The 24,859-nt window shown below is 71.8% G+C and carries 23 protein-coding genes; 14 read left to right on the top strand and 9 right to left on the bottom strand.

Annotated features, from left to right (window positions below; all coding sequences use genetic code 11):
• The first annotated feature begins 70 nt into the window (after window positions 1–70).
• The 7 genes from ftsZ (at window position 71) to D3A59_RS13420 (ending at window position 6,916) form a co-directional block, all read left to right on the top strand.
• Window positions 71–1,285 (top strand): cell division protein FtsZ, encoded by a 1,215-nt coding sequence (gene ftsZ, locus D3A59_RS13450; protein WP_119155473.1) that lies wholly within the window; start codon window positions 71–73, stop codon window positions 1,283–1,285.
• Window positions 1,286–1,478: 193 nt separating this feature from the next.
• Window positions 1,479–2,414 carry a UDP-3-O-acyl-N-acetylglucosamine deacetylase gene (gene lpxC, locus D3A59_RS13445; protein WP_119155454.1) on the top strand — a complete coding sequence of 312 codons (936 nt, stop codon included), beginning with the start codon at window positions 1,479–1,481 and terminating at the stop codon, window positions 2,412–2,414.
• Between the two features lie 31 nt (window positions 2,415–2,445).
• The gene (locus tag D3A59_RS13440; protein ID WP_119155453.1) at window positions 2,446–2,634 is read left to right on the top strand and encodes a hypothetical protein; all 189 of its coding nucleotides are present in this window, start codon (window positions 2,446–2,448) and stop codon (window positions 2,632–2,634) included.
• 150 nt (window positions 2,635–2,784) lie between these two features.
• Window positions 2,785–3,789, top strand: coding sequence for a S1C family serine protease (locus tag D3A59_RS13435; protein WP_119155452.1), 1,005 nt, complete (start codon window positions 2,785–2,787; stop codon window positions 3,787–3,789).
• Window positions 3,790–3,827: 38 nt separating this feature from the next.
• Window positions 3,828–4,853, top strand: a complete 1,026-nt coding sequence (locus tag D3A59_RS13430; RefSeq protein ID WP_119155451.1) for an AAA family ATPase — start codon at window positions 3,828–3,830, stop codon at window positions 4,851–4,853.
• Window positions 4,825–5,883 carry a DUF58 domain-containing protein gene (locus D3A59_RS13425; protein WP_119155450.1) on the top strand — a complete coding sequence of 353 codons (1,059 nt, stop codon included), beginning with the start codon at window positions 4,825–4,827 and terminating at the stop codon, window positions 5,881–5,883. The genes D3A59_RS13430 and D3A59_RS13425 overlap by 29 nt, the downstream gene beginning before the upstream one ends.
• Window positions 5,864–6,916, top strand: coding sequence for a VWA domain-containing protein (locus D3A59_RS13420; protein ID WP_119155449.1), 1,053 nt, complete (start codon window positions 5,864–5,866; stop codon window positions 6,914–6,916). Before D3A59_RS13425 ends, D3A59_RS13420 begins: the two co-directional genes overlap by 20 nt.
• Window positions 6,917–6,950: 34 nt before the next feature.
• Here the strand turns inward: D3A59_RS13420 and ruvC are convergent, their stop codons facing one another.
• The 4 genes from ruvC to dusB all read right to left on the bottom strand — a co-directional run bounded on the left by ruvC (window position 6,951) and on the right by dusB (window position 10,513).
• On the bottom strand, window positions 6,951–7,499 hold the full coding sequence (gene ruvC / locus D3A59_RS13415) for a crossover junction endodeoxyribonuclease RuvC (protein WP_119155448.1): 549 nt from the start codon (window positions 7,497–7,499) through the stop codon (window positions 6,951–6,953).
• Window positions 7,500–7,588: 89 nt separating this feature from the next.
• Entirely contained in the window at window positions 7,589–9,166 is a 1,578-nt protein-coding gene (purH, locus tag D3A59_RS13410; protein WP_119155447.1) for a bifunctional phosphoribosylaminoimidazolecarboxamide formyltransferase/IMP cyclohydrolase, read from the bottom strand.
• A gap of 52 nt (window positions 9,167–9,218) precedes the next feature.
• Window positions 9,219–9,458, bottom strand: a complete 240-nt coding sequence (locus tag D3A59_RS13405; protein ID WP_119155446.1) for a Fis family transcriptional regulator — start codon at window positions 9,456–9,458, stop codon at window positions 9,219–9,221.
• Window positions 9,455–10,513 carry a tRNA dihydrouridine synthase DusB gene (gene dusB / locus D3A59_RS13400; protein ID WP_119155445.1) on the bottom strand — a complete coding sequence of 353 codons (1,059 nt, stop codon included), beginning with the start codon at window positions 10,511–10,513 and terminating at the stop codon, window positions 9,455–9,457. Before dusB ends, D3A59_RS13405 begins: the two co-directional genes overlap by 4 nt.
• Before the next feature lie 162 nt (window positions 10,514–10,675).
• On the opposite strand from dusB, the gene D3A59_RS13395 reads away from it, so the two are divergent.
• Window positions 10,676–11,146 (top strand): YqaA family protein, encoded by a 471-nt coding sequence (locus D3A59_RS13395; RefSeq protein WP_119155444.1) that lies wholly within the window; start codon window positions 10,676–10,678, stop codon window positions 11,144–11,146.
• Window positions 11,147–11,159: 13 nt separating this feature from the next.
• On the opposite strand, the gene D3A59_RS13390 is transcribed toward D3A59_RS13395, so the two are convergent.
• The 3 genes from D3A59_RS13390 to ugpQ form a co-directional block, all read right to left on the bottom strand.
• Window positions 11,160–11,927 carry a slipin family protein gene (locus tag D3A59_RS13390; protein ID WP_119155443.1) on the bottom strand — a complete coding sequence of 256 codons (768 nt, stop codon included), beginning with the start codon at window positions 11,925–11,927 and terminating at the stop codon, window positions 11,160–11,162.
• 3 nt (window positions 11,928–11,930) lie between these two features.
• Window positions 11,931–13,370: an NfeD family protein gene (locus tag D3A59_RS13385; protein ID WP_119155472.1), complete on the bottom strand. Its 1,440-nt coding sequence runs from the start codon at window positions 13,368–13,370 to the stop codon at window positions 11,931–11,933.
• A 108-nt stretch (window positions 13,371–13,478) separates the two neighbouring features.
• The gene (gene ugpQ, locus D3A59_RS13380; protein ID WP_119155442.1) at window positions 13,479–14,255 is read right to left on the bottom strand and encodes a glycerophosphodiester phosphodiesterase; all 777 of its coding nucleotides are present in this window, start codon (window positions 14,253–14,255) and stop codon (window positions 13,479–13,481) included.
• A gap of 154 nt (window positions 14,256–14,409) precedes the next feature.
• Here ugpQ and D3A59_RS13375 point away from each other — a divergent pair, with 154 nt between their 5' ends.
• Window positions 14,410–18,324, top strand: a complete 3,915-nt coding sequence (locus tag D3A59_RS13375; RefSeq protein WP_119155441.1) for a DUF3683 domain-containing protein — start codon at window positions 14,410–14,412, stop codon at window positions 18,322–18,324.
• Window positions 18,325–18,382: 58 nt separating this feature from the next.
• Here the strand turns inward: D3A59_RS13375 and D3A59_RS13370 are convergent, their stop codons facing one another.
• On the bottom strand, window positions 18,383–19,684 hold the full coding sequence (locus D3A59_RS13370; protein WP_157991529.1) for a GGDEF domain-containing protein: 1,302 nt from the start codon (window positions 19,682–19,684) through the stop codon (window positions 18,383–18,385).
• Window positions 19,685–19,843: 159 nt separating this feature from the next.
• Window positions 19,844–20,830 (bottom strand): Bug family tripartite tricarboxylate transporter substrate binding protein, encoded by a 987-nt coding sequence (locus D3A59_RS13365; RefSeq protein WP_119155439.1) that lies wholly within the window; start codon window positions 20,828–20,830, stop codon window positions 19,844–19,846.
• Window positions 20,831–20,975: 145 nt separating this feature from the next.
• Between D3A59_RS13365 and D3A59_RS13360 the strand changes: the two genes are divergently transcribed.
• The 5 genes from D3A59_RS13360 (at window position 20,976) to epsE (ending at window position 24,858) form a co-directional block, all read left to right on the top strand.
• The gene (locus D3A59_RS13360; protein ID WP_119155438.1) at window positions 20,976–21,470 is read left to right on the top strand and encodes an HIT family protein; all 495 of its coding nucleotides are present in this window, start codon (window positions 20,976–20,978) and stop codon (window positions 21,468–21,470) included.
• Between the two features lie 75 nt (window positions 21,471–21,545).
• Complete coding sequence (locus D3A59_RS13355) at window positions 21,546–21,950, top strand: gamma-butyrobetaine hydroxylase family protein (RefSeq protein WP_119155437.1); 405 nt, start codon at window positions 21,546–21,548, stop codon at window positions 21,948–21,950.
• 13 nt (window positions 21,951–21,963) lie between these two features.
• Window positions 21,964–22,695 carry a bifunctional demethylmenaquinone methyltransferase/2-methoxy-6-polyprenyl-1,4-benzoquinol methylase UbiE gene (gene ubiE, locus D3A59_RS13350; RefSeq protein WP_119155436.1) on the top strand — a complete coding sequence of 244 codons (732 nt, stop codon included), beginning with the start codon at window positions 21,964–21,966 and terminating at the stop codon, window positions 22,693–22,695.
• 301 nt (window positions 22,696–22,996) lie between these two features.
• On the top strand, window positions 22,997–23,971 hold the full coding sequence (locus D3A59_RS13345; protein WP_119155435.1) for an EpsD family peptidyl-prolyl cis-trans isomerase: 975 nt from the start codon (window positions 22,997–22,999) through the stop codon (window positions 23,969–23,971).
• Complete coding sequence (epsE, locus tag D3A59_RS13340) at window positions 23,971–24,858, top strand: polysaccharide export protein EpsE (protein WP_119155434.1); 888 nt, start codon at window positions 23,971–23,973, stop codon at window positions 24,856–24,858. The genes D3A59_RS13345 and epsE overlap by 1 nt, the downstream gene beginning before the upstream one ends.
• Window position 24,859 lies beyond the last annotated feature (1 nt).

Genomic DNA, 24,859 nt, shown 5'->3' with positions numbered 1-24,859 from the left:
CGGGCGGTCCGGAGGGAGGGCCGTTGGCTGACTTTTCAACTGGCGAATGCTGACGACGAAGGAGAGCAACATGCCTATCGAAATGATCGAGGAATTCAATCAGGGCACGCAGATCAAGGTGATCGGCGTTGGCGGCGGCGGCAACAACGCCGTGCAGCACATGATGAGCAACGGGGTGCAGGGCGTCGAGTTCATCTCCGCGAACACCGACGCGCAGGCGCTGAACCGCTCCGCGGCTCACAAGCTGATCCAGCTCGGCAACACCGGCCTGGGCGCCGGCGCCAAGCCCGAGGCGGGCCGCGCCGCCGCCGAGGAGGCGGTCGACCGCATCCGCGCCGCGATCGACGGCGCGCACATGCTCTTCATCACCGCCGGCATGGGCGGCGGCACCGGCACCGGCGCCGCACCGGTGATCGCGCGTGTCGCCAAGGAGATGGGCATCCTGACGGTGGGCGTCGTCACCAAGCCCTTCGAGTTCGAGGGCAACCGCCGCATGAAGATCGCCGACGCGGGCTTGGCCGAGCTCGAGACCAACGTCGACTCGCTGATCGTCGTGCTCAACGAGAAGCTGCTGGAGGTGCTGGGCGAGGACGTGACGCAGGACGAGGCCTTCGCGCAGGCCAACGACGTGCTGCGCAACGCCGTCGGCGGCATCTCCGACATCATCCACGTGCCCGGCCTCGTCAACGTCGACTTCGAGGACGTCCGCACGGTGATGAGCGAGCCCGGCAAGGCGATGATGGGCACCGCGATCGCCTCCGGCCCGGACCGCGCCAACAAGGCCGCCGACGCGGCCGTGGCCTCGCCGCTGCTCGAGGGCGTGGACCTGTCGGGCGCCAAGGGCGTGCTGGTGCTGATCGCCGCGGCGCGCAGCACCTTCAAGCTCGCCGAGAGCAAGAACGCGATGAACACCATCCGCCGCTACGCCGCCGACGACGCGCACGTGATCTTCGGCACCGCCTACGACGAGAGCCTGGGCGACCAGCTGCGCGTGACGGTGATCGCCACCGGCCTGTCGGCGCAGAACAAGCAGCGCCAGCAGGCCTCGATCAGCATGGTGCACAACGCGGCGCAGCATGGCGCGGGCCTGCGCACCGGCACCGACAACATCCCGGTGCTCGGCACCCCGGTGTCCGGAGGGGGCGGCCACGACTACAACAACCTGAACACGCCGAGCGTCTGGCGCTCCGGCCGCATGCAGGCCGCGGCCAAGGTCGACGCGCTGGCGAGCAACGGGATGGACGAGATCGAGATCCCGGCCTTCCTGCGCAAGCAGGCCGACTGAGCCGTCGCCGGCTTGCCGCGCCCCCCGATCCGCGCGCCGCGGTCCTCCCCGTGCCCCGGTACGGCCGGGGACCTCGCGCGCGGCCCGGGCACCCGCGGCATCCATCGACCGGGCCGAGGTGATGGCCTCGCTCTATCGAGGCGATAGCCGGCGGCGTACCGCGCCGGCGAGGACTCCTTCCTACAATCCGGCCATGCTTCAACAACGCACCCTGAAATCGCTGACGCGAGCCGTCGGTGTCGGCCTGCACAGCGGGCAGCGCGTGGAACTCACGCTGCGCCCGGCCGCGCCCGACACCGGCATCGTGTTCCGGCGGGTCGACCTGGCGGTGCCGGTGGACATCCCGGTCAACAGCACCGCGGTCACCGACACGCGGCTGGCGACCACGATCTCCCCCGGCGGCGATCCGGGCGCGGCGCGGGTGCACACGATCGAGCACCTGATGTCGGCCTGCGCCGGCCTCGGCGTGGACAACCTGTACGTCGACATCAACGCCGAGGAGGTCCCGATCCTCGACGGCTCCGCAGCCTCCTTCGTCTTCCTGCTGCAGAGCGCCGGGATCGAGCTCCAGCGGGCTCCGAAGCGCTTCGTGCGCATCCTCAAGCCGGTCGAGGTGCGCGAAGGGGAGGGCCGCGGCCTGAAGTGGGCGCGGCTCGAGCCCTATCACGGCTACAAGCTCGGCTTCGAGATCGACTTCGGCCACCCGGCCGTGGACCAGACCGGCCAGCGCGTCGAGTTCGACTTCTCCACCGGCCGCTACAGCCGCGACATCGCGCGCGCGCGCACCTTCGGCTTCACGAAGGACGTCGAGATGATGCGCTCGCGCGGCCTCGGCCTCGGCGCGAGCATGGAGAACGCGATCGTCGTCGACGACTACCGCGTGCTCAATGCCGAGGGCCTGCGCTACGACGACGAGTTCGTCAAGCACAAGATCCTCGACGCGATCGGCGACCTGTACGTGATCGGCCACCCGCTGCTCGCCGCCTACAGCGCCTACAAGTCCGGCCACGGCCTCAACAACAAGCTGCTGCGCGCGGTGCTCGCCGACGAGAGCGCCTACGAGATCGTCAGCTTCGAGGATGCCGAGCGCGCGCCGCGCGGCTTCGCGCAACTCGTGCCGGCCTGGTAGGCCCGCGCGCATCCGGCCCCCCGCTTTCGCCATGTTCTCCGTCGTCCGCGTGCTCGTGATGCTGCTGCTGGTGGCCTCGGCCGCCTGCTTCGGGCTCTACCTCTTCACGCGCGAGCCGCGCTGGCTGCGCCTCGGCCTCGTCATCACGAAGTGGACCGTCATCGCCGGCCTGGTCTTCTTCGGCGTGCTGATCGTCGAGCAGTCGTTCTCCGGCGCCTGAGCGCCCCGGCCGGCCCCCCGCTCCCGGGGCCCGTCCCCCTTCTCCCTGCGCTCCCGTCTCCCTCGTATCGGCGAGGGGCAGGCGATATGGAGGCACGTCCCGTGCTACTTGGTTCACATTGGTGGCCAATTGCAATGCGGGGGTGTGCGCATGAAGAAGGTGGCGCTCTACAGCAGTTCCGGAAGGGCTGCGGCAGCCGGCGGGAAGGCCGGGCAGGCAAGGGGAAGCGGCGCCGCTGCGCCGCCGGGCTCCCCGGACCCGGCGGCCGGCGGCCGCGCGACGGCCGCCGCGACCGGCCGCGGTGACGGCGGGGGCGGCGGCGGTGGCGGTCCCGGTCGCCGGCCGCCGTCCTCCCCGCCCCCGGCCGGCGCGTCCGGGCGGCGCGAGCGGCTGTCGCTGGTGCTCGGCGGCGCGCTGCTGGGGCTGGTGCTGGGCGGCGGCTGGTTCCTCTCGCGGCCCGCGCCGGGCCTGACGCAGCAGGACATCGACGCCGCGGTGCTGCACACGCTGAGCACGCAGTCGCTGCCGTCCCCGGCCATCAAGGCCTACGAACGCATCCGTCCCTCGCTCGTGCGCGTGCGCGGCTTCGCGTCGCCCGACGCCCGCGGCCAGCAGGAGCAGCTCGGCGAGGGCAGCGGCGTGGTGATCGTCGAGGGCGGCCTGATCCTGACCAACCTGCACGTCGCGGCCGGCGCGCCGCGGCTGAAGGTGGTGTTCGCCGACGGCACCGAATCCGACGCCGACCTGGTGAGCTCGCAGCCCGAGAACGACCTTGCGGTGCTGAAGGCGCGCGTGGTGCCGGACGACCTGAAGCCCGCGACGATGGCCTCGACCGCCAAGCTCGCCGTAGGCACCGAGGTGGTGGCGGTGGGCTTTCCCTTCGGCATCGGCCCGACCGCGACCTCGGGCATCGTCTCCGGCCTCAAGCGCGAGTTCCGCTCGCCCGACGACCAGCAGGTGCTGAGCAACCTGATCCAGTTCGACGCGGCGGCGAACCCCGGCAGCTCGGGCGGCCCGCTCGTGACCAAGGAGGGCGAGGTGGTGGGCATCGTTACCGCGATCCTTAGCCCGGGCAACCACGGGGGGTTCGTGGGCATCGGGTTTGCCGTCCCGATCGAGAACGCGGCGTCCGGCGTCGGCATGTCGCCGTTCTAGCCCCCTCCCGATCACTGCCAACGCAAAGGACTGCCGGCATGATGGATTCCTCCCCCTTCTCCCATCCGACGGCGGTCGCCGAGCGGATGCAGCGCGTGCTCTACGAGGTCAAGCGCGTGGTGGTCGGCCAGGACCACTTCCTCGAGCGCGTGCTGGTGGCGATGCTCGCCCAGGGTCACCTGCTCGTCGAGGGCGTGCCGGGGCTCGCCAAGACGCTCACCGTGAAGACGCTCGCGCGCGTGATGCGCGGCAGCTTCAAGCGCGTGCAGTTCACGCCCGACCTGGTGCCGGCCGACCTCGTCGGCACCCGCATCTACAACCAGAAGAGCGGCGAGTTCTCGACCTCGCTCGGCCCGGTCTTCACCAACCTGCTGCTCGCCGACGAGATCAACCGCGCCCCGGCCAAGGTGCAGAGCGCGCTGCTCGAGGTGATGCAGGAGTACCAGGTCACGATCGCCGGCGACACGCACAAAGTGCCGACACCTTTTCTGGTCATGGCGACACAGAACCCGATCGAGACCGAGGGCACCTACCCGCTGCCCGAGGCGCAGGTCGACCGCTTCATGATGAAGGTGCTGGTCGGCTACCCGAACGAGGAAGAGGAGTTCGTGATCGTCGAGCGCGTCACCGGAGCGGCCCAGGAGGTCGCCCCGGTCGTCACGACCGAGGAGCTCGGCGCGCTGCAGCGCGAATGCCGCAAGGTCTACGTCGACCCGGCGCTGATGCAGTACGCGGTGCGGCTCGTCGCCGCGACGCGCTCGCCCGAGCGCTACGGCCTCGCCGACATCGGCCGCTACATCAGCTTCGGCGCGAGCCCGCGCGCGACGATCCACCTGATCGAGGGCGCGCGCGCGCTTGCGCTGCTGCGCGGCCGCTCCTACGTGCTGCCCGAGGACGTCACCGACCTCGTCCCCGACGTGATGCGCCACCGCCTGGTGCTGTCCTACGAGGCGCTGGCCGAGTCGCTGTCGGCCGACCACCTGGTGCGCCGCGTGATGGAGAAGGTGCCGGTGCCCGACAAGCCGCTGCAGACCCATGTCGGCACCGAAGCCACCGCGGGCTGAGGCCCCGCCCCCCGAAGGCGCCGCCGGCAGGACGCCCGCCGGCGATGCCGAGCGGCTGCTGCACCGGCTCGAGTGGACCGTGCTGCGCCGCCTCGACGGCCTCATCGGCGGCGACTACCGCACGCTGTTCCGCGGCGCCGGCATGGACCTCGCCGAGCTGCGCGAGTACCAGCTGCACGACGACGTGCGCCACATCGACTGGAACGTCACCGCGCGGCTCGAGGTCCCGCACGTGCGCGAGTTCCAGACCGAGCGCGAGGCCACCGCCTGGTTCCTGCTCGACATGAGCGGCTCGCTCGACTTCGGCGCGCACCGCGTCAGCAAGCGCGAGCTGCTGCTGTCCTTCGTCGCGGTGATGGCGCGGCTGCTGACGCGCCACGGCAACCGCCTCGGCGTGCTGGTCCACGACGGTCGCCAGATCAGCGCGGTCGTGCCGGCGCGCGGCGGGCGCGAGCAGGCCTTGCAAGTCTTGCACCGTTTGCAAAGCCTGCCTGCAGGACCGCCGGCGGGCTCCCGCCCGCAGCCCGGCGGCGCCGGCACCGACCTGACGGAGCTGTTCGCCCGCGCCGGCGCGCTGCTGCGCCGCCGCAGCATGGTGTTCCTCGTCTCGGACTTCCTGTGCGCGCCGGGCTGGAGCGCCTCGCTCGGCCAGCTCGCGCTGCGCCACGACGTGCTGGCGGTGCGGCTGTTCGACCCGCTGGAGCGCGAATTGCCCGACCTGGGCGTGCTGATGATGCAGGACGCCGAGACCGGGGAGCAGCTGCTCGTGGACACCCATTCCCCCGGCTTCAGGCGCCGCTTCGCCGAGGCGGCGCAGCGGCACGAGGCGCAGCTGCGCATCGCCTTCGGCGATGCCGGGGTCGACGTGCTGGAGCTGGCGACCGACGGCGACCTCGTCGACGCGCTCGTGCGCTTCATCGGACTGCGCAAGCTGCGCGCGCGCATGGCCGCCGGGGGTGGGGCGATCCAGGGTGCGCACGGCGTGCGCGAGCGAAATCAAGGAGCCGGCCATGTCCTTCCTCTGGCCTGAGATGCTGTGGTTGCTGTTGGCGCTGCCGCTGCTGGTGGTGCTCTACCTGGGCTTGCAGCGCCGGCGCAAACGGGCGGCGCTGCAGTACCCGGGCCTGGCGATCGTGCGCGACGCGATGGGGCGGGGGCCGGGGCTCAGGCGCCACCTGCCGCCCGTGCTGCTGCTGCTCGCGCTGGGGGCGCTGATCGTCGCGATGGCGCGCCCGCAGACGCAGATGATGCTGCCGCTGGACCAGCGCATGGTGGTGCTGGCGATGGACGTCTCGGGCAGCATGCGCGCCGCCGACGTCGAGCCGACCCGCATGGCCGCCGCGCAGGCCGCGGCGCGCGACTTCGTCACCGGGCTGCCCGACTCGACGCGCGTCGCGGTGGTGACCTTCGCCGGCGCGGCCGCGCTGGTGCAGCCGCCGACGCACTCGAAGCAGGACGTCTACGCCTCGATCGACCGCTTCACCTACCAGCGCGGCACCGCGGTGGGCGCGGGCATCGTCGCCTCGCTGCAGACCATCTTCCCGGACGTCGACTTCGAGTCGCGCCTGGCCGACCCGCGCCAGGGCGGCATGCCCGGCGCCGCGCCGCTGGGGATGCGCGACCGCGACGCGGCCGGCGGCGGCGCGCCGTCGCCGGTGCCGCCCGGCTCCTACAACTCCGCGGCGATCATCCTGCTGACCGACGGCCAGACCACCACCGGCCCCCCGCCGGCGGAGGCCGCGCGGCTGGCAGCCGAGCGCGGCGTGAAGGTGTTCACCGTCGGCGTCGGCACCGACCAGGGCGAGATCATGGTCGGCGACGGCTGGTCGATGCGCGTGAGCCTCGACGAGGAGGCGCTGCGCGACATCGCCAAGCAGACCGGCGGCGAGTACTTCTACGCCGGCAACGCGCCCGACTTGCGCCAGATCTACCAGAACCTGACCTCCAAGCTCGCGCTGGAGATGCGCGAGACCGAGGTGACGGCGCTGGTGGCCGCAGTGGGCGCGCTGCTGGTGGTGCTCGCCGGCGGCCTGTCGATGCTCTGGTTCAACCGCGTGCTGTAGCCGCGCGCGGCGAAGCGGGGCGAACGCGCCCCGGCTAGTAGGTGCGGCCGCCCTTGTACTGGGCGTGCGCGCGGCGCGACAGCGTGCCCGAGCGCGCGATCGCCTCGAACGAGGTGCTGGCGTGCGCATGGCAGATCGCGAGGCCGAGCGCGTCGGCCGCGTCGCGCCCGGGCGGCGAGGGCAGCTTCAGCAGCCGCGCCACCATCTCCTGGATCTGCTCCTTGTGCGCCAGGCCGTGGCCGGCGATCGCCTTCTTCATCTGCACCGCGGTGTACTCGCTGACCGGCAGCCCGCCGCTGACCAGCGCCGCGAGCAGCGCGCCGCGCGCCTGCCCGAGCAGCAGCGTCGACTGCGGGTTGACGTTGACGAACACGATCTCGACCGAGGCCACCGTCGGCTGGTAGCGCTCGGCGACCTCGCGCACCCCCTCGAACAGGATCTTCAGCCGCGCAGGCAGGTCGCCGCGCGCGGCCGCCGCGGTGCGGATCGTGCCGCTGGCGACGTAGTGCAGCTGCGGGCCCTCGACGTCGACGACGCCGAAGCCGGTGATCTGCAGGCCGGGGTCGATGCCGAGGACGCGCATGAGGGGCGGGGAGCTGGGTCGGGAGAGGGTGCAGAAGATGCGGCAGGAAGCGCGCCGGCCCGCAGGCCGGCGTCGTCCCACAGCAGTCTTCAGTGGCGGAAGTGCCGCACGCCGGTGAAGACCATCGCGATGCCGCGCTCGTTCGCCGCGGCGATCACCTCGTCGTCGCGCACGCTGCCGCCCGGCTGGATCACGCAGGAGGCGCCCGCGTCCACCACCACGTCGAGGCCGTCGCGGAACGGGAAGAAGGCGTCGCTCGCCACCGCCGATCCCTTGAGCGTCAGGCCCGCGTTCTCGGCCTTGATCGACGCGATGCGCGCGCTGTCGATGCGGCTCATCTGGCCGGCGCCGACGCCGAGCGTCATGCCGCCGGCGCAGAACACGATCGCGTTGCTCTTGACGTACTGCGCCACGGTCCACGCGAACATCAGGTCCTGCAGCTGCTCGGGGCTGGGCTGCAGCGTCGTCACGACCTTCAGGTCCGAGGCCTTGATCTGGTGGTTGTCGGCGGTCTGCAGCAGGATGCCGGAGCCCACGCGCTTCATGTCGACCGCGTTGCGGCCCTGCTCCCAGTCGGTCGCGCCGCCCGGCGGCAGCGCGATCTCGAGCAGGCGCACGTTGGCCTTGGCGGCGAACACCGCGCGCGCCTCGTCCGTGAAGGCGGGCGCCATCAGCACCTCGACGAACTGCTTCGACACGAGCTGCGCCGCCGCGCCGTCGAGCGGGCGGTTGAAGGCGATGATGCCGCCGAAGGCCGAGGTGGGGTCGGTCTTGAAGGCCTTGGAATACGCCTCGGCCGCGTCGGCGCCGAGCGCCACGCCGCAGGGGTTGGCGTGCTTGACGATCACGCAGGCCGGCGCCTGGAAGCTCTTGACCGCCTCCCAGGCCGCGTCGGCGTCGGCGATGTTGTTGTAGGACAGCTCCTTGCCCTGCAGCTGCTTCGCGGTCACGAGCGAGCCGGGCGCGGGGTAGAGGTCGCGGTAGAAGGCGGCCTGCTGGTGCGGGTTCTCGCCGTAGCGCAGGTCCTGCACCTTCACGAAGCGGCCGTTGCTCTGCGCCGGGAAGAGCGAGCGGCTGCCGTCCTCCTGCAGCGAGGACAGGTAGTCGCTGATCGCGGCGTCGTAGTTCGAGATGCGGTTGAAGGCCGCCACCGACAGCGCGAAGCGCGTCCTGTCGCTCGTCCTGCCGTCGCGCTTGAGCTCCTCGATCACGCCCGCGTACTGGCCCGCGTCGGTCAGCACCGCCACGTCCTTCCAGTTCTTCGCCGCCGAGCGCACCATGGCCGGGCCGCCGATGTCGATGTTCTCGATCGCGTCCTCGAGCGTGCAGCCGGGCCTGGCCACCGTCGCCTCGAAGGGATAGAGGTTGACCACCAGCAGGTCGATCGTGCCGATGCCGTGCTCCTTGAGCGCGGCCATGTGCTCCGGCAGGTCGCGGCGCGCGAGCAGCCCGCCGTGCACCTTCGGGTGCAGGGTCTTGACGCGGCCGTCGAGCATCTCGGGGAAGCCCGTCACCTCGGCGACCTCGGTCACCAGCAGGCCCTGGTCGGCCAGCAGCTTGGCGGTGCCGCCGGTGGACAGCAGCTTGACGCCGAGGCCGTGCAGGGCCTGGGCGAACTCGACGATGCCGGTCTTGTCGGACACGGACAGCAGGGCGGTCAGGGACATGGGACTTCTTTCTTCAGTTCAATGGATCCGGGGGCGACGGGGGCGCGACGTCTCACTTCGTGACCAGCTTGTGCTCGACCAGCTTGCGCCGCAGCGTGTTGCGGTTGATGCCGAGCCATTCCGCGGCGCGCGACTGGTTGCCGTCGGCGTGCTGCATCACGGTGTCGAGCAGCGGTTTCTCGACGATGCCGATGATCATGTCGTACATCGAATGCGGCTCCTCCCCTTCGAGGTCCTTGAAGTAGGCCTCGAGGCTGGAGCGGATGCACTCCTCGATCTGTTTCTTGCTCATGCTGCTTCTTGGTCCAGGGACCCTGCGGGCAGGGTCGGGTCGTTCGCGCCGGGCGTCTGGGCGGGCAGCCGCTCGCAGGTCGCGCCGAGGCGATCGAAATAGTCGGCGACGGCCGCGAGCTGCGCGCGCGGATCGTCGATGCCGTTGATGTGCTGGCGAAAGCGCTCGCCGCCGGGCAGCGTGCGCAGGTACCAGCCGATGTGCTTGCGCGCGGTGCGCACGCCGCTGAACTCGCCGTAGAGGCCGTGGTGCTCCTCGAGGTGCTCGAGCAGCAGCTGCCGCGCCTCGGCCACCGTCGGCGGGGCGTGCACCTCGCCGGTGGCGAGGAAGCGGCCGATCTCGCGGAAGATCCAGGGCCGGCCCTGCGCGGCGCGGCCGATCATCAGCGCGTCGGCGCCGGTTGCCCGCAGCACCTCGGCGGCCTTCCTCGGCGAGTCGATGTCGCCGTTGGCGACCACCGGCACGGCGACCGCGGCCTTGACCGCGGCGATCGTGTCGTACTCGGCAAAGCCCCGGTAGCCCTGCTCGCGCGTGCGGCCGTGCACCGTCAGCATCGCGACGCCGGCGGACTCCGCGGCGCGGGCGATGGAGACGGCATTGCGCTCCGCCTCGCACCAGCCGGTGCGCATCTTCAGCGTCACCGGCACGCCGTGGGGCGCGCAGGCCTGCACCACCGCCTCGACGATCGACAGCGCCAGCGCCTCGTCCTGCATCAGCGCCGAGCCCGCCCACTTGTTGCAGACCTTCTTGGCCGGGCAGCCCATGTTGATGTCGATGATCTGCGCGCCGCGGTCGATGTTGTAGGCCGCAGCCTCGGCCATCATCGAGGCGTCGGTGCCGGCGATCTGCACCGCGATCGGCGCCGTCTCGCCCTGGTGGTCGGCGCGGCGCGAGGTCTTGAGGCTGTTCCACAGTTCGCGCCGCGAGGTCACCATCTCGCTGACCGCGTAGCCCGCCCCGAGCCGCTTGCACAGGCGCCGGAACGGCCGGTCCGTCACCCCCGCCATCGGGGCGACGAACAGGTTGTTCGGCAGGACGAAGGGGCCGATGCGCATGGTCGGAGGGGGGCGGGAGGCGGGGGAGGGTGCTGAAAAAGGAGGCAGAGTATAGCCGCGCGGCCGGGCACGGGCCGCCGGCGGGGCGGCGCGGCGGCGGCGGCCGGCGGGTCGTGCAGGCCCCGGGCGCCGGAGCGGGGCCGCCCTCCATAATGCCCGCCCATGGAAGCCTGGCTCGAGCACCTGTTGTCGCTGTTGTCGCTGCCGCAATTCGGCCTGAGCACCGTGTTCGTGGTCTCCTTCGTGTCGGCCACGCTGCTGCCGATGGGCTCGGAGCCGGCGGTGTTCGGGCTCATCAAGCTCAATCCCGAGATGTTCTGGCCGGCGATCCTCGTCGCCACGGTCGGCAACACGCTCGGCGGTGGCCTGACCTGGTGGATGGGCTTCGGCGCCGAGAAGGCCTACGAGCGCGTGACGCACCATGCGCCCGAGGGCCGGGCGCTCGGCTGGCTCCGGCGCTTCGGCCCGAAGGCCTGCCTGCTGTCGTGGCTGCCGGTGGTGGGCGACCCGCTGTGCGGCGTGGCCGGCTGGCTGCGGCTGCCGTTCTGGCCCTGCCTGGCCTACATGGCGATCGGCAAGTTCCTGCGCTACCTGACGATGACCGCGGCGCTGCTGTGGGTGTGGCCGGCCTGAGCCGCCGCGCCCCTCAGCCGCGCGGCGGCGCCTTGGCCGCCTGCGCCAGCCCGCCGATCAGGTCGATCGGCAGCGGGAAGACGATGGTGTGGCTCTTCTCGCTCGCGAGCGTGCCGAGCGTCTGCAGGTAGCGCAGCTGCATCGCGCCGGGCTCCCTCGCGAGCATCTGCGCCGCCTGCATCAGTTTTTCCGACGCCTGCAACTCGCCCTCGGCGTGGATCACCTTGGCGCGCCGCTCGCGCTCGGCCTCGGCCTGGCGCGCGATCGCGCGCACCATCGACTCGTCGAGGTCCACGTGCTTGATCTCGACGTTGGCGACCTTGATGCCCCAGGCGTCGGTCTGAGAATCCAGCACCTGCTGGATGTCGACGTTGAGCTTCTCGCGCTCGGCCAGCATCTCGTCGAGCTCGTGCTTGCCGAGCACCGCGCGCAGCGTGGTCTGCGCCAGCTGGCTGGTGGCGACCATGAAGTTCTCGACCTGGATGATCGCCTTCTGCGGGTCGACCACGCGGAAGTAGACCACCGCGTTGACCTGCACCGAGACGTTGTCGCGGCTGATGACGTCCTGCTTGGGCACGTCGAGCACCAGCGTGCGCAGGTCCACCCGCACCACCTGCTGGATGCCCGGGACGATCAGCACCAGGCCCGGGCCCTTGACCTTCCAGAAGCGCCCGAGCTGGAACACCACGCCGCGCTCGTACTCGCGCAGGATGCGGACCGACGCGACGAGCAGCGCGAGCAGCAGCAACAGCAGCATGCCGCCGATACCGAACGGGAACATGGTTCATCCTCCATCGCTTGTTGGTGGGGAGTCGAGCGGGGCCACGTCGAGCACCAGCCCGCGGCGCGCGAGCACGCGCACCTTCTGGCCCGGGCGCAGCGGGCTCTCGCTGGCCGCCTGCCAGTGCTCGCCCTCGAAGCGTACCCACAGGCCCGGCGCGCCGCTGTCCAGCACCTCGGCGACGTGGCCGGCCAGGGCCTCGTCGCCGGTGAGGATGGCGCGGCGCCGCGAGCGCAGCGCCATCGCCGTCACCGCGCCGATCAGGAGCGCGCTCGTCAGCGCGAGCGCGACGACCAGGCCGAGCGGGATGCCGAAGCCCGGCACCTCGGTGTCGATCAGCATCAGCGCGCCGGCGCCGAAGGCCACCACGCCGCCGATGCCGAGGATGCCGAAGCTCGGCGCGAAGGCTTCGGCCGCCATGAAGGCCACGCCGAGGCCGATCAGCGCCAGGCCCGCGTAGTTCACCGGCAGCATCTGCAGCGCGTAGAGCCCGATCAGCAGGCAGATCGCGCCGAGCACGCCCGGCACGCCGACGCCCGGGTTCATGAACTCGAAGAACAGGCCGTAGACGCCGATCATCATCAGGATCAGCGCGACGCTCGGGTCGGTGAGGACCGCGAGCAGCCGCGCGCGCCAGTCCGGCTCCTCGGTGACGCGCGGCGCCGCGGCAGTGGCGAGCGTGCGCGGCAGGCCGGCGGCCTGCACGGTGCGGCCGTCGAGCTGCTTGAGCAGCGCGTCGAGGTCGCTCGCCACCAGGTCGATCACGCCGGCCTTGAGCGCCTCGTTCGCCGGCAGGCTGACCGCCTCGCGCACCGCCTGCTCCGCCCACTGGGCGTTGCGGCCGCGCAGCTGCGCGAGACCGCGGATGTAGGCGACGGCGTCGTTGAGCTGCTTCTTCTCGCTGGCGGAAGGGGAGGGCGGCGCGTCGCGCGAGCCGCCGGCATCGCCCGGCTTGCCGGTGGGGGCGTCGGCGGGCGGCCGCGGCGCGGGCGCGCCGCCCCCGCCGATCTGCACCGGCGTCGCGGCGCCGAGGTTGGTGCCCGGCGCCATCGCGGCGATGTGGCTGGCGTAGAGGATGTAGGTGCCGGCGCTGGCCGCGCGCGCGCCGCCGGGCGCGACGTAGCTCGCCACCGGCACCGGGGATGCGAGGATGGCCTTGATGATCTGGCGCATCGAGGTGTCGAGGCCGCCGGGCGTGTCCAGGCGCAGCACGACGAGCTGGCTGCCGCGGCGCTCGGCGCGCGCCAGCCCGCGCACCACGTGGTCGGCGCTGCCCGGGCTGACCGCGCCCTCCAGCCCGATCAGGGTGACCGGCGCGGCGGCGGCCCGGTCCGGCGCCGCGCCCTGCGCCGCGACGATGGCCGCGGCGAGCAGGCCGGCCAGCAGCAGGGCGAGCGCGGCGCGGCCCGGCCTCGCGATCCCCTGGAGAAAAAGCCCTCGCATGCGCATGGTCCTCGCCGCCCCTTGCCGCGCCCCCTCACCGCACCCGGGCGCTCGCCCGCCGCGGCCCATTAGGACACGCGCAGCCGCCCGCGTCCAGACCGCGACCCTTCAGGACGCAGGTCCCGCTGCCGCGTCCGGCCTGTCCGCGAAGCGCTCCACCTCGTCGGTGATCAGCCCGTCGAGGCCGAGCGCCGTCAGCCGCTGCACCTCGCGCGGGCCGTTGACGGTGTAGGCCAGCGCGCGCAGCCCGGCGGCGCGCGCCGCCGCGAGCGTCGCGCCGTTCCAGGCACGGTGCTGCAGCACCAGCGCCACCGCGCCCACCGAGCGGGCCTCGGGCAGCGTGTCCGCCCGCCACAGCGGGCTCAGCAGCGCGCGCGGCAGCTCGGGCGCCGCGTCGCGCGCCGCGCGCAGCGCCTCGGGCGAGAAGGAGCTCAGCAAGGGCGGGGGCAGGGCCGTGCCCTGCCACAGCGCGCGCACCGCCTGCGCGACCAGCGCGCCGGTGAGCGTGTCGCGGCCCGGGCAGGGCTTGATCTCGATGTTGAGCGCGAGGCCGCGCCCGGTCACGAAGCGCGCCACCGCCCCGAGCGTCGGCAGCGGCTCGCCGGCGAAGGCGGGACCGTGCCAGCGGCCCGCGTCGAGCTGGGCCAGCTCGTCCCAGGACCGCTCGGCCGCACGCCCGTGGCCGTCGGTGGTGCGCCCGAGCGTGTCGTCGTGCAGCAGGAAGGGGACGTGGTCGGCGCTGAGCTTCACGTCGCACTCGAACATGCGCCAGCCGAGCGCAGCGCCGGTGCGCAGGGCCGCCAGCGTGTTCTCCGGCGCGAGCCGGCCGGCGCCGCGGTGCGCGATCCAGAACGGATAGGGCCAGGGGGGCAGGGCGGTGTCCATCGTGAGATCCTGCGCGGATCGTGCATCAAAATGGGCTTCGGCGCCATGCGGGCTCGTCGCCGCCGGGGACGGCCGCGGGCCTCGCTGCTGTAGCATCGCCGCCTCAGCAAGCCACCCGTCAGCCTGCGCGGCCCTCCGTCGCGGGCTGCAGCCCATGAACGCACCGCTTTCCCTCGAGAACCTCGCCGCCGTGGCGGATTCGTCCCATGCGCCCGCCCGGCTGCGCGAGATTCCCTACAACTACACCTCCTTCTCGGACCGCGAGATCGTCTCGCGACTGCTGGGCTCGCGCGCCTGGGAGCTGCTCGGGCTGCTGCGCGAGGAGCGCCAGACCGGCCGCTCGGCGCGCATGCTCTACGAGGTGCTGGGCGACATCTGGGTGGTGCAGCGCAACCCCTACCTGCAGGACGACCTGCTCGACAACCCGAAGCGCCGCGCGGCCCTGATCGAGGCGCTGCACCACCGCCTCGGCGAGGTCGAGCGCCGCCGCACCCCCGAGGTCGAGCCGCAGCGCGACGCGCTGGTCGGCGAGCTGCAGAAGGCCGCGCGCGACGCGGTGCAGCGCTTCGCGGCGCAGTTCAACACCATGGCCGAGCTGCGCCACCGCACCGTCAAGACGCTCGGCCGCCAGACCGCGCGCGACAACATCAAGTTCGATGGCCTCTCCCGCGTCTCGCACGTGACGGACGCGACCGACTGGCGCGTCGAGTACCCCTTCGTCGTGCTGACGCCCGACAGCGAGGCCGAGATGGCGGCGCTGGTGAAGGGCTGCATCGAGCTGGGTCTGACCATCATCCCGCGCGGCGGCGGCACCGGCTACACCGGCGGCGCGGTGCCGCTGACCTGGAAGAGCGCGGTGATCAACACCGAGAAGCTCGAGACGATGACCGAGGTCGAGATGGTGCGGCTGCCGGGGCTCGACAAGCCGGTGGCGACGATCTGGACCGAGGCAGGCGTGGTCACGCAGCGCGTCGCCGACGCCGCCGAGCGCGGCGGCCACGTGTTCGCGGTCGATCCGACCTCCGCCGAGGCGAGCTGCATCGGCGGCAACATCGCGATGAACGCCGGCGGCAAGAAGGCGGTGCTGTGGGGCACCGCGCTCGACAACCTCGCCTCCTGGCGCATGGTGACGCCCGAGGCCAAGTGGCTGGAGGTGGTGCGCCTGAACCACAACCTCGGCAAGATCCACGACGTCGAGGTCGCGAGCTTCGAGCTGCGCCACTTCGAGGCGGACGGCAAGACCCCGGTGCGCACCGAGCGCCTGGACATCCCGGGCCGCGTCTTCCGCAAGGAGGGCCTCGGCAAGGACGTCACCGACAAGTTCCTCGCGGGCCTGCCCGGCATCCAGAAGGAGGGCTGCGACGGCCTGATCACCAGCGCGCGCTGGGTGGTGCACCGCATGCCGGCGCACACCCGCACCGTCTGCCTGGAGTTCTTCGGCAACCCGAAGGAGTGCGTGCCCTCGATCGTCGAGATCAAGGACTTCATGTTCGCCGAGGCGAAGCGGCCGAACGGCGCGATCCTCGCGGGCCTCGAGCACCTTGACGACCGCTACCTGAAGGCGGTGGGCTACGCGACCAAGAGCAAGCGCGGCGGCTTCCCGAAGATGGTGCTGATCGGCGACATCGTCGGCGACGACGAGGCGGCCGTGGCGCGCGCCACCAGCGAGGTCGTGCGCCTGGCCAACGGCCGCTCGGGCGAGGGCTTCGTCGCGGTGTCGGCGGATGCGCGCAAGAAGTTCTGGCTCGACCGCAAGCGCACCGCCGCGATCTCCAAGCACACCAACGCGTTCAAGGTGAACGAGGACGTGGTGATCCCGCTGGAGCGCATGGGCGAGTACACGCTCGGCATCGAGCGCATCAACATCGAGCTCTCGCTGCGCAACAAGCTCGCGCTCGTCGACCGGCTGGAGGACTTTTTCAGCTCCTCGCCGCTGCCGCTGGGCAAGACCGACGACGCCAACGAGATCCCGAGCGCCGAGCTGCTCGAGGACCGCGTGCAGCAGGCGCTGGCGCTGCTGCGCGAGGTGCGGGCGCTGTGGCAGGGCTGGATGGAGGGCCTCGACGTACCGCAGCAGGGCGCGCGCAGCTTCTTCGAGCAGCTGCAGGACGGCAGCCTGCGCGCCTCGTGGAAGACGCAGATCCTGAAGCCCCTGCAGCAGGTGTTCGCGGGCGCCGCCTTCGCGCCGATCGTCGAAACGGCCAAGAAGATTCACAAGGAGGTCCTGAAGGGCCGCGTGTGGGTCGCGCTGCACATGCACGCCGGCGACGGCAACGTGCACACCAACATCCCGGTGAACTCGGACAACTACGAGATGCTGCAGACCGCGCACGAGGCGGTGGCGCGCATCATGGTGCTGGCGAGAAGCCTCAACGGCGTGATCTCCGGCGAGCACGGCATCGGCATCACGAAGCTGGAGTTCCTCACCGACGAGGAGCTGAAGAACTTCGCCGACTACAAGGCGCGCATCGACCCCGAGGGCCGCTTCAACAAGGGGAAGCTGCTGCGGGCGCAGGACCGCGCCACGCTGCCGGGCGACGACACGCGCGCCGCCGACCTCAGCGAGGCCTACACGCCGAGCTTCGGCCTGATGGGGCACGAGTCGCTGATCATGCAGCAGAGCGACATCGGCGACATCGCGGCGTCGATCAAGGACTGCCTGCGCTGCGGCAAGTGCAAGCCGGTGTGCTCGACGCACGTGCCGCGCGCCAACCTGCTCTACAGCCCTCGCAACAAGATCCTCGCGACCTCGTTGCTGGTCGAGGCCTTCCTGTATGAAGAGCAGACCCGCCGCGGCGTGTCGATCAAGCACTGGGAGGAGTTCGAGGACGTCGGCGATCACTGCACCGTCTGCCACAAGTGCGCCACGCCCTGCCCGGTGAAGATCGACTTCGGCGACGTGTCGATGAACATGCGCAACCTGCTGCGCAAGATGGGCAAGAAGAGCTTCCGGCCGGGCAACAAGATGGCGATGATGATGCTCAACGCCACCAACCCGCAGACGATCAAGGTGCTGCGCAGCGCAATGGTGGACGTGGGCTTCAAGGCGCAGCGCATGGCGAGCGACGTGCTTGCGGCGGTGGCCAAGCGCCAGACCGCCAAGCCGCCGGCGACGGTGGGTTCCGCCCCGATCAAGGAGCAGGTGATCCACTTCGTCAACAAGAAGCTGCCGGGCGGCCTGCCCAAGCGCACCGCGCGCGCGCTGCTCGACATCGAGGACAAGAACTACGTCCCGATCATCCGCGACCCGAGGAAGACCAGCGCCGACAGCGAGGCCGTGTTCTATTTCCCCGGCTGCGGCTCGGAGCGGCTGTTCTCGCAGGTGGGTCTCGCGACGCAGGCGATGCTGTGGCATGCCGGCGTGCAGACGGTGCTGCCGCCCGGGTACCTGTGCTGCGGCTACCCGCAGCGCGGCTCGGGCCAGTTCGATGCGGCCGAGAAGATCATCACCGACAACCGGGTGCTGTTCCACCGCGTCGCCAACACGCTGAACTACCTCGACATCAAGACGGTGGTGGTGTCCTGCGGCACCTGCTACGACCAGCTGCAGGGGTATGAATTCGACAAGATCTTCCCCGGCTGCCGCATCGTCGACATCCACGAGTACCTGCTCGAGAAGGGCATCCGGCTCGAGGGCAAGGGCGCCTACCTCTACCACGAGCCCTGCCACAGCCCGATGAAGCAGCAGGAGTCGATGAAGACGGTCAAGGCGCTGGTCGGCGAGCAGGTGCTCAAGAGCGATCGCTGCTGCGGCGAGAGCGGCACCTTCGGCGTGACGCGTCCCGACATCGCGACGCAGGTGCGCTTCCGCAAGCAGGAGGAGATCCGCAAGGGCGAGGCGGCACTGCGCAAGAGCGGCGCGGTCGGCGAGGGCGACAACGTCAAGGTGCTGACCTCCTGCCCGAGCTGCCTGCAGGGCTTGAACCGCTACCAGGGCGACCTGAACAACGGGCTGCTGGAGGCGGACTACATCGTCGTCGAGATGGCGAAGCACATCCTCGGCGAGGACTGGATGCCGGCCTACGTCAAGCAGGCCAACGACGGCGGCATCGAGCGCGTGCTGGTCTGACACGCGGCGCGAGCGGGGCGGCCCGGCCGCCTCGCCCCCCGGGCGACTGGCGATCCGCTCAGGAAGCGGCGGGCTCGTTCAGGGGCGGCGTCTGCAGCGGGGGCGTCGAGCCGCCGGACGGCGGCTCGGGCCGCAGCACGTGCGCGACCGAGTCGCGACCGGCGCGGCACAGCCGGTTCTTGCCGGCGCGCTTGGCGCTGTAGAGCGCCTCGTCGGCGGCAGCGAGCAAGCCCTCGAGGCGCTCGCTGTCGGCGGGGAAGCAGGCCAGGCCGATCGACGCGCTGACCGTCGCCTGCGCGCCGCCGGGCAGCGCCACCGGCCGGCCGACCGCCTCCACCAGCCGCTGGCCGACGCGCAGCACCTCCGCGGCGCTCGCGCTGCCGTCGAGCAGCACGACGAACTCGTCGCCGCCGAGGCGCACCAGCAGGTCGCCCTCGCGCAGCGTCTCGCGCATCCGCGCCCCCACGTCGCGCAGCAGCGCGTCGCCGGCGGCATGGCCGTACGCGTCGTTGACCTGCTTGAAGCCGTCGAGGTCCACCAGCATCAGCGCCACCGCCTGCTGCTGGCGTCGCGCGCGGTGCAGCAGCAGCGCACCGCTCTCGGCGAGCATGCGGCGGTTCGGCAGCCCGGTCAGCGGGTCCTCCAGCGCCAGCGCCAGCACCGCCTGCTCGGCGTGCAGCCCCTCCTGCGCGATGCGCCGGCCCTGGCGGTGCAGCCACGCCGCCGTGGCGGCGGTGCCCAGCGTCATCAGGAACAGCGCCGCGAGCAGTCGCAGCGTCGTGTGCGAGGACTGCATCTGGCGTGCCGCGAGGGTCTGCACCTCGGACAAGGCGATCTCGTCGATCTTTCGGCGCAGTTGCGGCAATTCGACCTCGCGCGCGTGCGCGACGAGTGCCGCCACCTCCTCGGAGGCCACGCCGCGGTCCGCCGCCAGCAGCGCCTCGCGCAGCGAGGCGGCCAGCCGCGCGTCCCAGACCATCGCGCGCCGCACCGTCTCGTGCATCTCCGGCCGGTCGTCGACGTGACGCGCGAGCCGTGGCAGGTGCTCGCACAGCGCGCCGCAGGCGATGCGGGGCGCGAACAGCTCCGGGTTCTGCAGGTGCTCGAACATGATGACGGCCGCGAGCAGGTCGGACATGCGCATGCGCAGTTGCGTGATGTCGCCGAAGGCCTCGCGCGACTGCGCGATCCGCTCGGCCGCCTGCTGCTGCACCCGGAACTGGTGCGCCACCAGCACGCCGAGCAGCGCGGCGAACAGCCAGAACAGCGCCATGCCGCGGCGCATCAGCCGGCTGATGCGGGCGAAGGGGCTGTCGGCTGGGCCGCCGCCGGGCAGGCCGGCGGCGGAAATCGGGGACACGGGGTCGGGCATCGGGCCGGAGTCGATGGGGCGGCGCGCGCCGTCAGGGCTCGCGCTGCAAGCTTCGGGAAAGGTCGAGCCGGATTGTCGGATTCATGCCGGCCGCACGCCACGGGCCGGATGCCCGCGGCCGCGGCAGAGCGGCATTTTTTGGCGGCTTCAGTCGATGTTCAGCTGGCGCTCGCGGATCAGCCGCTGCCAGAAGGCGCTCTCGCGCTCGACGAAGCGCGCCAGCGCCTCGGGGCCGGACGGCGCGACCTGCAGGCCGAATTCCTCGAGCTTCGCGCGCACCTCCGGCACCGCGACCGCCTTCTGCATCTCGGCGCTCAGGCGGCCGACAATGTCGGGGGGCGTGCCGCGCGGCACGTAGAGGCCGAGCCAGGCGAACACCTCCAGGTCCTTCACGCCGGCCTCCTCCAGCGTCGGCACCTCGGGCAGCTGCGGCAGGCGCTGCCGGGACAGCACCGCCAGCGGCCGCACGCGCCCGGCGCGGATCTGCGCCAGGCCGCCGGCGGTGTCGACCACCATCATCGGCACCTGGCCGCCGATCACGTCCTGGATCGCCATCGCGGTGCCGCGGTAGGGCACGTGCACGATGAAGCTGCGGGTGCGGTCCTTCAGCAACTCCATCGCCAGGTGGTGCGGGCTGCCGGCGCCGGGCGAGGCGTAGCTGTACCTGCCGGGATTGCGCTTGACCTCGGCCAGCAGCTGCCGCGCCGACTCGAAGCCGCTGCCCGGATGGGCGACCAGGATCAGCGGGAAGCGCGCGATGAAGCCGACCGGCGCGAAGTCCTGCGGGCTGTAGGGCAGCTTGCGGTAGAGCGCCGGGTTGAAGACCATCGCGCCGTTGTCGCCGAGCACCCAGGTGTGGCCGTCGGCCGGCGCGCGGGCCGCGAGCTCGGTGCCGATGATGCCGGCGGCGCCCGGGCGGTTCTCGATCACCACCGTCTGGCCGAGCTGGCGGCCGAGCTGCGGCGCGAGCTGGCGCGCGAGGAAGTCCGAGCCGCCGCCGGCCGGGTAGGCGACGATCCAGCGGATCGGCCGCGCCGGGAAGCTCTCGGCGCGGGCGGCCGTCAGGCCGAGCGGTGCGAGGGGGAGGGCGGCGGCGCTGCCGAGCAGCGCGCGGCGCAGGCGGGAAGGGGGCATCGGGGGCGTCCTTGTCACGGCAGGTGGGGCGGGGCCGGCCAAGCAGGATCCGGGCCGCGCGGCCGCCGGCGGGCAATGATAGGCCCGCAGCGCCCGGGCGGCGGCAGATAATCGGCTCCCCCCACGCGACACCGAGAGGCCCCTCATGCCCGATCCCGCCGCCCCGTCGTCCCGCGCCGCTGCGGCCGCGGACTGCGAGCTCTGCCGCCAGCCGGGCGGGCTGCTCGTCGCCGAGACGCCGCTCTGGCGCGTGGTGCGCGTCGACGACGCCGACTTCCCGGCCTTCTACCGGCTGATCTGGCAGGCGCACGTCGCCGAGTTCTCGGACCTCGACGCCGAGGCGCGCGCCGCCTGCATGACGGCGGTGGCGGCGATCGAGCGCGCGCTGCGCGACGCGCTCGCGCCGACCAAGATCAACCTCGCGACGCTCGGCAACATGGTGCCGCACCTGCACTGGCACGTGATCGCGCGCTGGGACTGGGACAGCCACTTCCCGCAGCCGATCTGGGGCGTACGCCAGCGCGAGGTGCCCGGCGGCGCGCGCGCGCGCCTGGCGCTGGCGCCCGAGCAGCTCGACGCGCGGGTACGCGAGGCGCTGGCCGCGCTGCAGCCGCCCGCGTCCGCAGCCCCTCGGCCATAGGCCCTCGCGCGGCCGGGGCCGGCGGGTGCGCCGCTACACTGCCAGCCGGCTTCAATCTCCCTGCAAGGCAGCGCCATGGCGTCCAAGAACATCCCCGCACCGACCGCGATCACGGTCCACCAGCAGTCCCGCCAGTTCGAGATCGGCTTCGCCGACGGCGCCAGCTTCCGCATCCCCTTCGAGCTGATGCGGGTGTACTCGCCCTCGGCCGAGGTGCAGGGCCACGGCCCGGGCCAGGAGGTGCTGCAGACCGGCAAGCGCAACGTCGAGATCGTCGGCATCGAGCCGGTGGGCAACTACGGCGTGCAGCCCACCTTCAGCGACGGCCACGACTCCGGCATCTTCACCTGGGAATACCTGTACTTCCTCGGCGACCAGCAGCAGAAGCTGTGGGCCGAGTACGAGCAGCGGCTGGCCGAGGCGGGGGTCGACCGCGACGCGCCGATGCCCGAGAAGAGCGGCCATGCCTGCGGCCACTGAGGAGGATCCCCCGATGAGCACCACCCACTTCGGCTTCCAGACCGTCGACGAGCAGGAGAAGGCGCAGCGCGTGCGCGGCGTGTTCGACTCGGTCGCGGCCAAGTACGACGTGATGAACGACGTGATGTCGATGGGCCTGCACCGCGTCTGGAAGGCCTACACGATCGCGGTGGCGGGCGTGCGCGAGGGCCACCAGGTGCTCGACATCGCCGGCGGCACCGGCGACCTCGCGCGCGCCTTCGCCAAGAAGGTGGGTGCTTCCGGCTGCGTCGTGCACACCGACATCAACGAGTCGATGCTGCGCGTCGGCCGCGACCGCCTGCTCGACGAGGGGCTGGTGCTGCCGACCACGATCTGCGACGCCGAGACGCTGCCCTTCCCGTCGGGGCGCTTCGACCTCGTCAGCGTCGCCTTCGGGCTGCGCAACATGACGCACAAGGACCGGGCGCTGGCCGAGATGTGCCGCGTGCTCAAGCCCGGCGGCAAGCTGCTGGTGCTGGAGTTCTCGAAGGTCGCCAGGCCGCTGGAGAAGCTCTACGACTTCTATTCCTTCCAGGTCCTGCCGCGCATGGGCCAGCTGATCGCGCGCGACGCCGACAGCTACCGCTACCTCGCCGAGTCGATCCGCATGCACCCGGACCAGCAGACGCTCAAGGGCATGATGAAGACGGCCGGCTTCGGCCACGTGGACGTGCACAACCTCACCGGCGGCATCGTCGCGCTGCACGTCGGCATCAAGTGCTGAGCAGGCGGCGCGCGCCGCGCAGGCCGCCCGCGGGCGGCCCAAGGACAGCAGGGCCCGGGATTCCGGGCCCTTTTCGTTTCCGGCCGTAACTGCGGTCAATCCGTGTCTTTTCGTGTTCTTTTTCGCGCTTTATCCCCCCTCGTTTGAGGGTTAGTGGTGCGTTGACAAATCCCTAGACTGGCCTGCAGACCGGTCGGACAGCGAAGTCCTGCCCCGGGTCGCGCCTTCGCGCAACACCCCGACCCGGGGTTGCCGGACCCGCATCTTGATGCCCCGCCGGGGCGTAGGGAGCACTACAGAGATGAAGCCATCGCGTCGCGCGGGCGGTGCTGCCGCCCGCCTCGTCTCCGCCTGCAGCCTGCTCGCCGCGGCCGCGCTGCTTGCCGCCTGCGGCGAAGGGGACAAGCCCGCCTCCCAGGTGGCCGCCAAAGTCAACGATGAGGAGATCTCGGTCCACCAGATCAACTACGTGATGCAGCGCCAGCCCGGGCTCAAGCCCGAGCAGGCCGAGGTGCGCAGCCGCGAGATCCTCGAGCGCCTGATCGACCAGGAGCTCGCGGTGCAGAAGGCGCAGGAGCTCAAGCTCGACCGCGACCCGCGCGCGGTGCAGGCGATCGAGGCGGCGCGCCGCGAGATCCTCTCGCGCCTGTACTTCGAGCGCGCCTCCGAGGGCAGCGGCAAGCCGAGCCCCGAGGAGGTGCGCCGCTACTACGAGAGCAAGCCGGCGCTCTTTGCGCAGCGCCGCATCTACAACCTGCAGGAGGTCGCGGTCGACGTGCCGGCCGACGGCGTGCCCGCGCTGCGCGAGCGGCTCGAGAAGGCGCCGTCCTTCGACGCCTTCGTCGCGCAGCTCAAGGCCGAGAACGTGCGCCACACGGTGAACCAGGTCTCGCGCGCGGCCGAGCAGCTGCCGATGGAGCTGCTCGAGTCGATCCACGGCATGAAGCCCGGGCAGGCGATGCTGGTGCCGCTGCCCGGCGGCGGCGCGCAGGCGGTGATGCTCGCCGGCTTCCGCGACTCGCCGGTGGGCGAGGCGCAGGCGCGTCCCGCGATCGAGCAGTTCCTCGCCAACGACCGCCGCCGCCAGGTGGTCGAGCAGGACCTGAAGGCGATGCGCGAGCAGGCGAGCATCGAGTACGTCGGCAAGTTCGCGCAGGCCGGCGCCACGGCGGACGCCGCCGGGCAGCCCGCGCCCGCCGCATCGGCCGAGGCGCCGAAGAAGCCGGCCACGGACGACGCCGCGGTCATCCAGAAGGGCATCCAGGGGTTGAAGTGATGAGAGAAAGACATTCCGGGCTCCTCCACGGCCTTGCCGCGCTGCTGCTGCTCGCGTACACCACCCTCGCCGGCGCGCAGCAGGGCGCGGGCGGGGGCGGCGGCACGACGGGGGCCGCGCCGCAGGGCGCGGCGGCGGCGCAGCCGGGCCGCACGGTGCGCAACGAGTACGTGCTCGGCTCCGGCGACCTGATCCGCGTCAACGTGTTCCAGAGCCCGGAGCTGACGCTCGAGGCGCGCGTCTCCGAGGCCGGCGTCATCACCTACCCGCTGCTCGGCCAGGTGCGGCTCGGCGGCCTGACGGTCAACGCCGCCGAGAAGCGCATCGCCGAAGGGCTGCGCCAAGGCGGCTACGTGAAGTCGCCGCAGGTCTCGATCCTCGTGCTGCAGGTGCGCGGCAACCAGGTCTCGGTGCTCGGCCAGGTCAACCGTCCCGGGCGCTTCCCGCTCGAGATGGGCGGCTCGCGCGTGAGCGACCTGCTGGCGCAGGCCGGCGGCGTCGCGGCCAACGGCTCGGAGGTCATCACCGTCTCGGGCCACCGCAACGGCAAGCCCTTCCGCAGCGAGCTCGACCTCGTGACGCTGTTCACCACCGGCAGCCCCAACGAGGACATGGTGCTGCAGGACGGCGACGTGATCTACGTCGACCGCATGCCGATGATCTACATCTACGGCGAGGTGCAGCGCCCCGGCGCGCTGCGGCTCGAGCGCGGCATGACGGTGATGCAGGCGCTCGCCGCCGGCGGCGGCCTCAACCAGCGCGGCACCGAGCGCGGGCTGCGCGTGCACCGCCGGGGGCCCGACGGCAGCATCCAGGTGGTGCAGCCGACGATGGAGGACACGCTGCGTCCCGGCGACGTGGTCTACGTGCGCCAGAGCATCTTCTGAA

This window comes from Caldimonas tepidiphila (genome assembly GCF_003569765.1).
Classification (GTDB): Bacteria; Pseudomonadota; Gammaproteobacteria; order Burkholderiales; family Burkholderiaceae_C; genus Caldimonas; species Caldimonas tepidiphila.
This window is presented reverse-complemented; position numbering and strand designations above follow the sequence as displayed.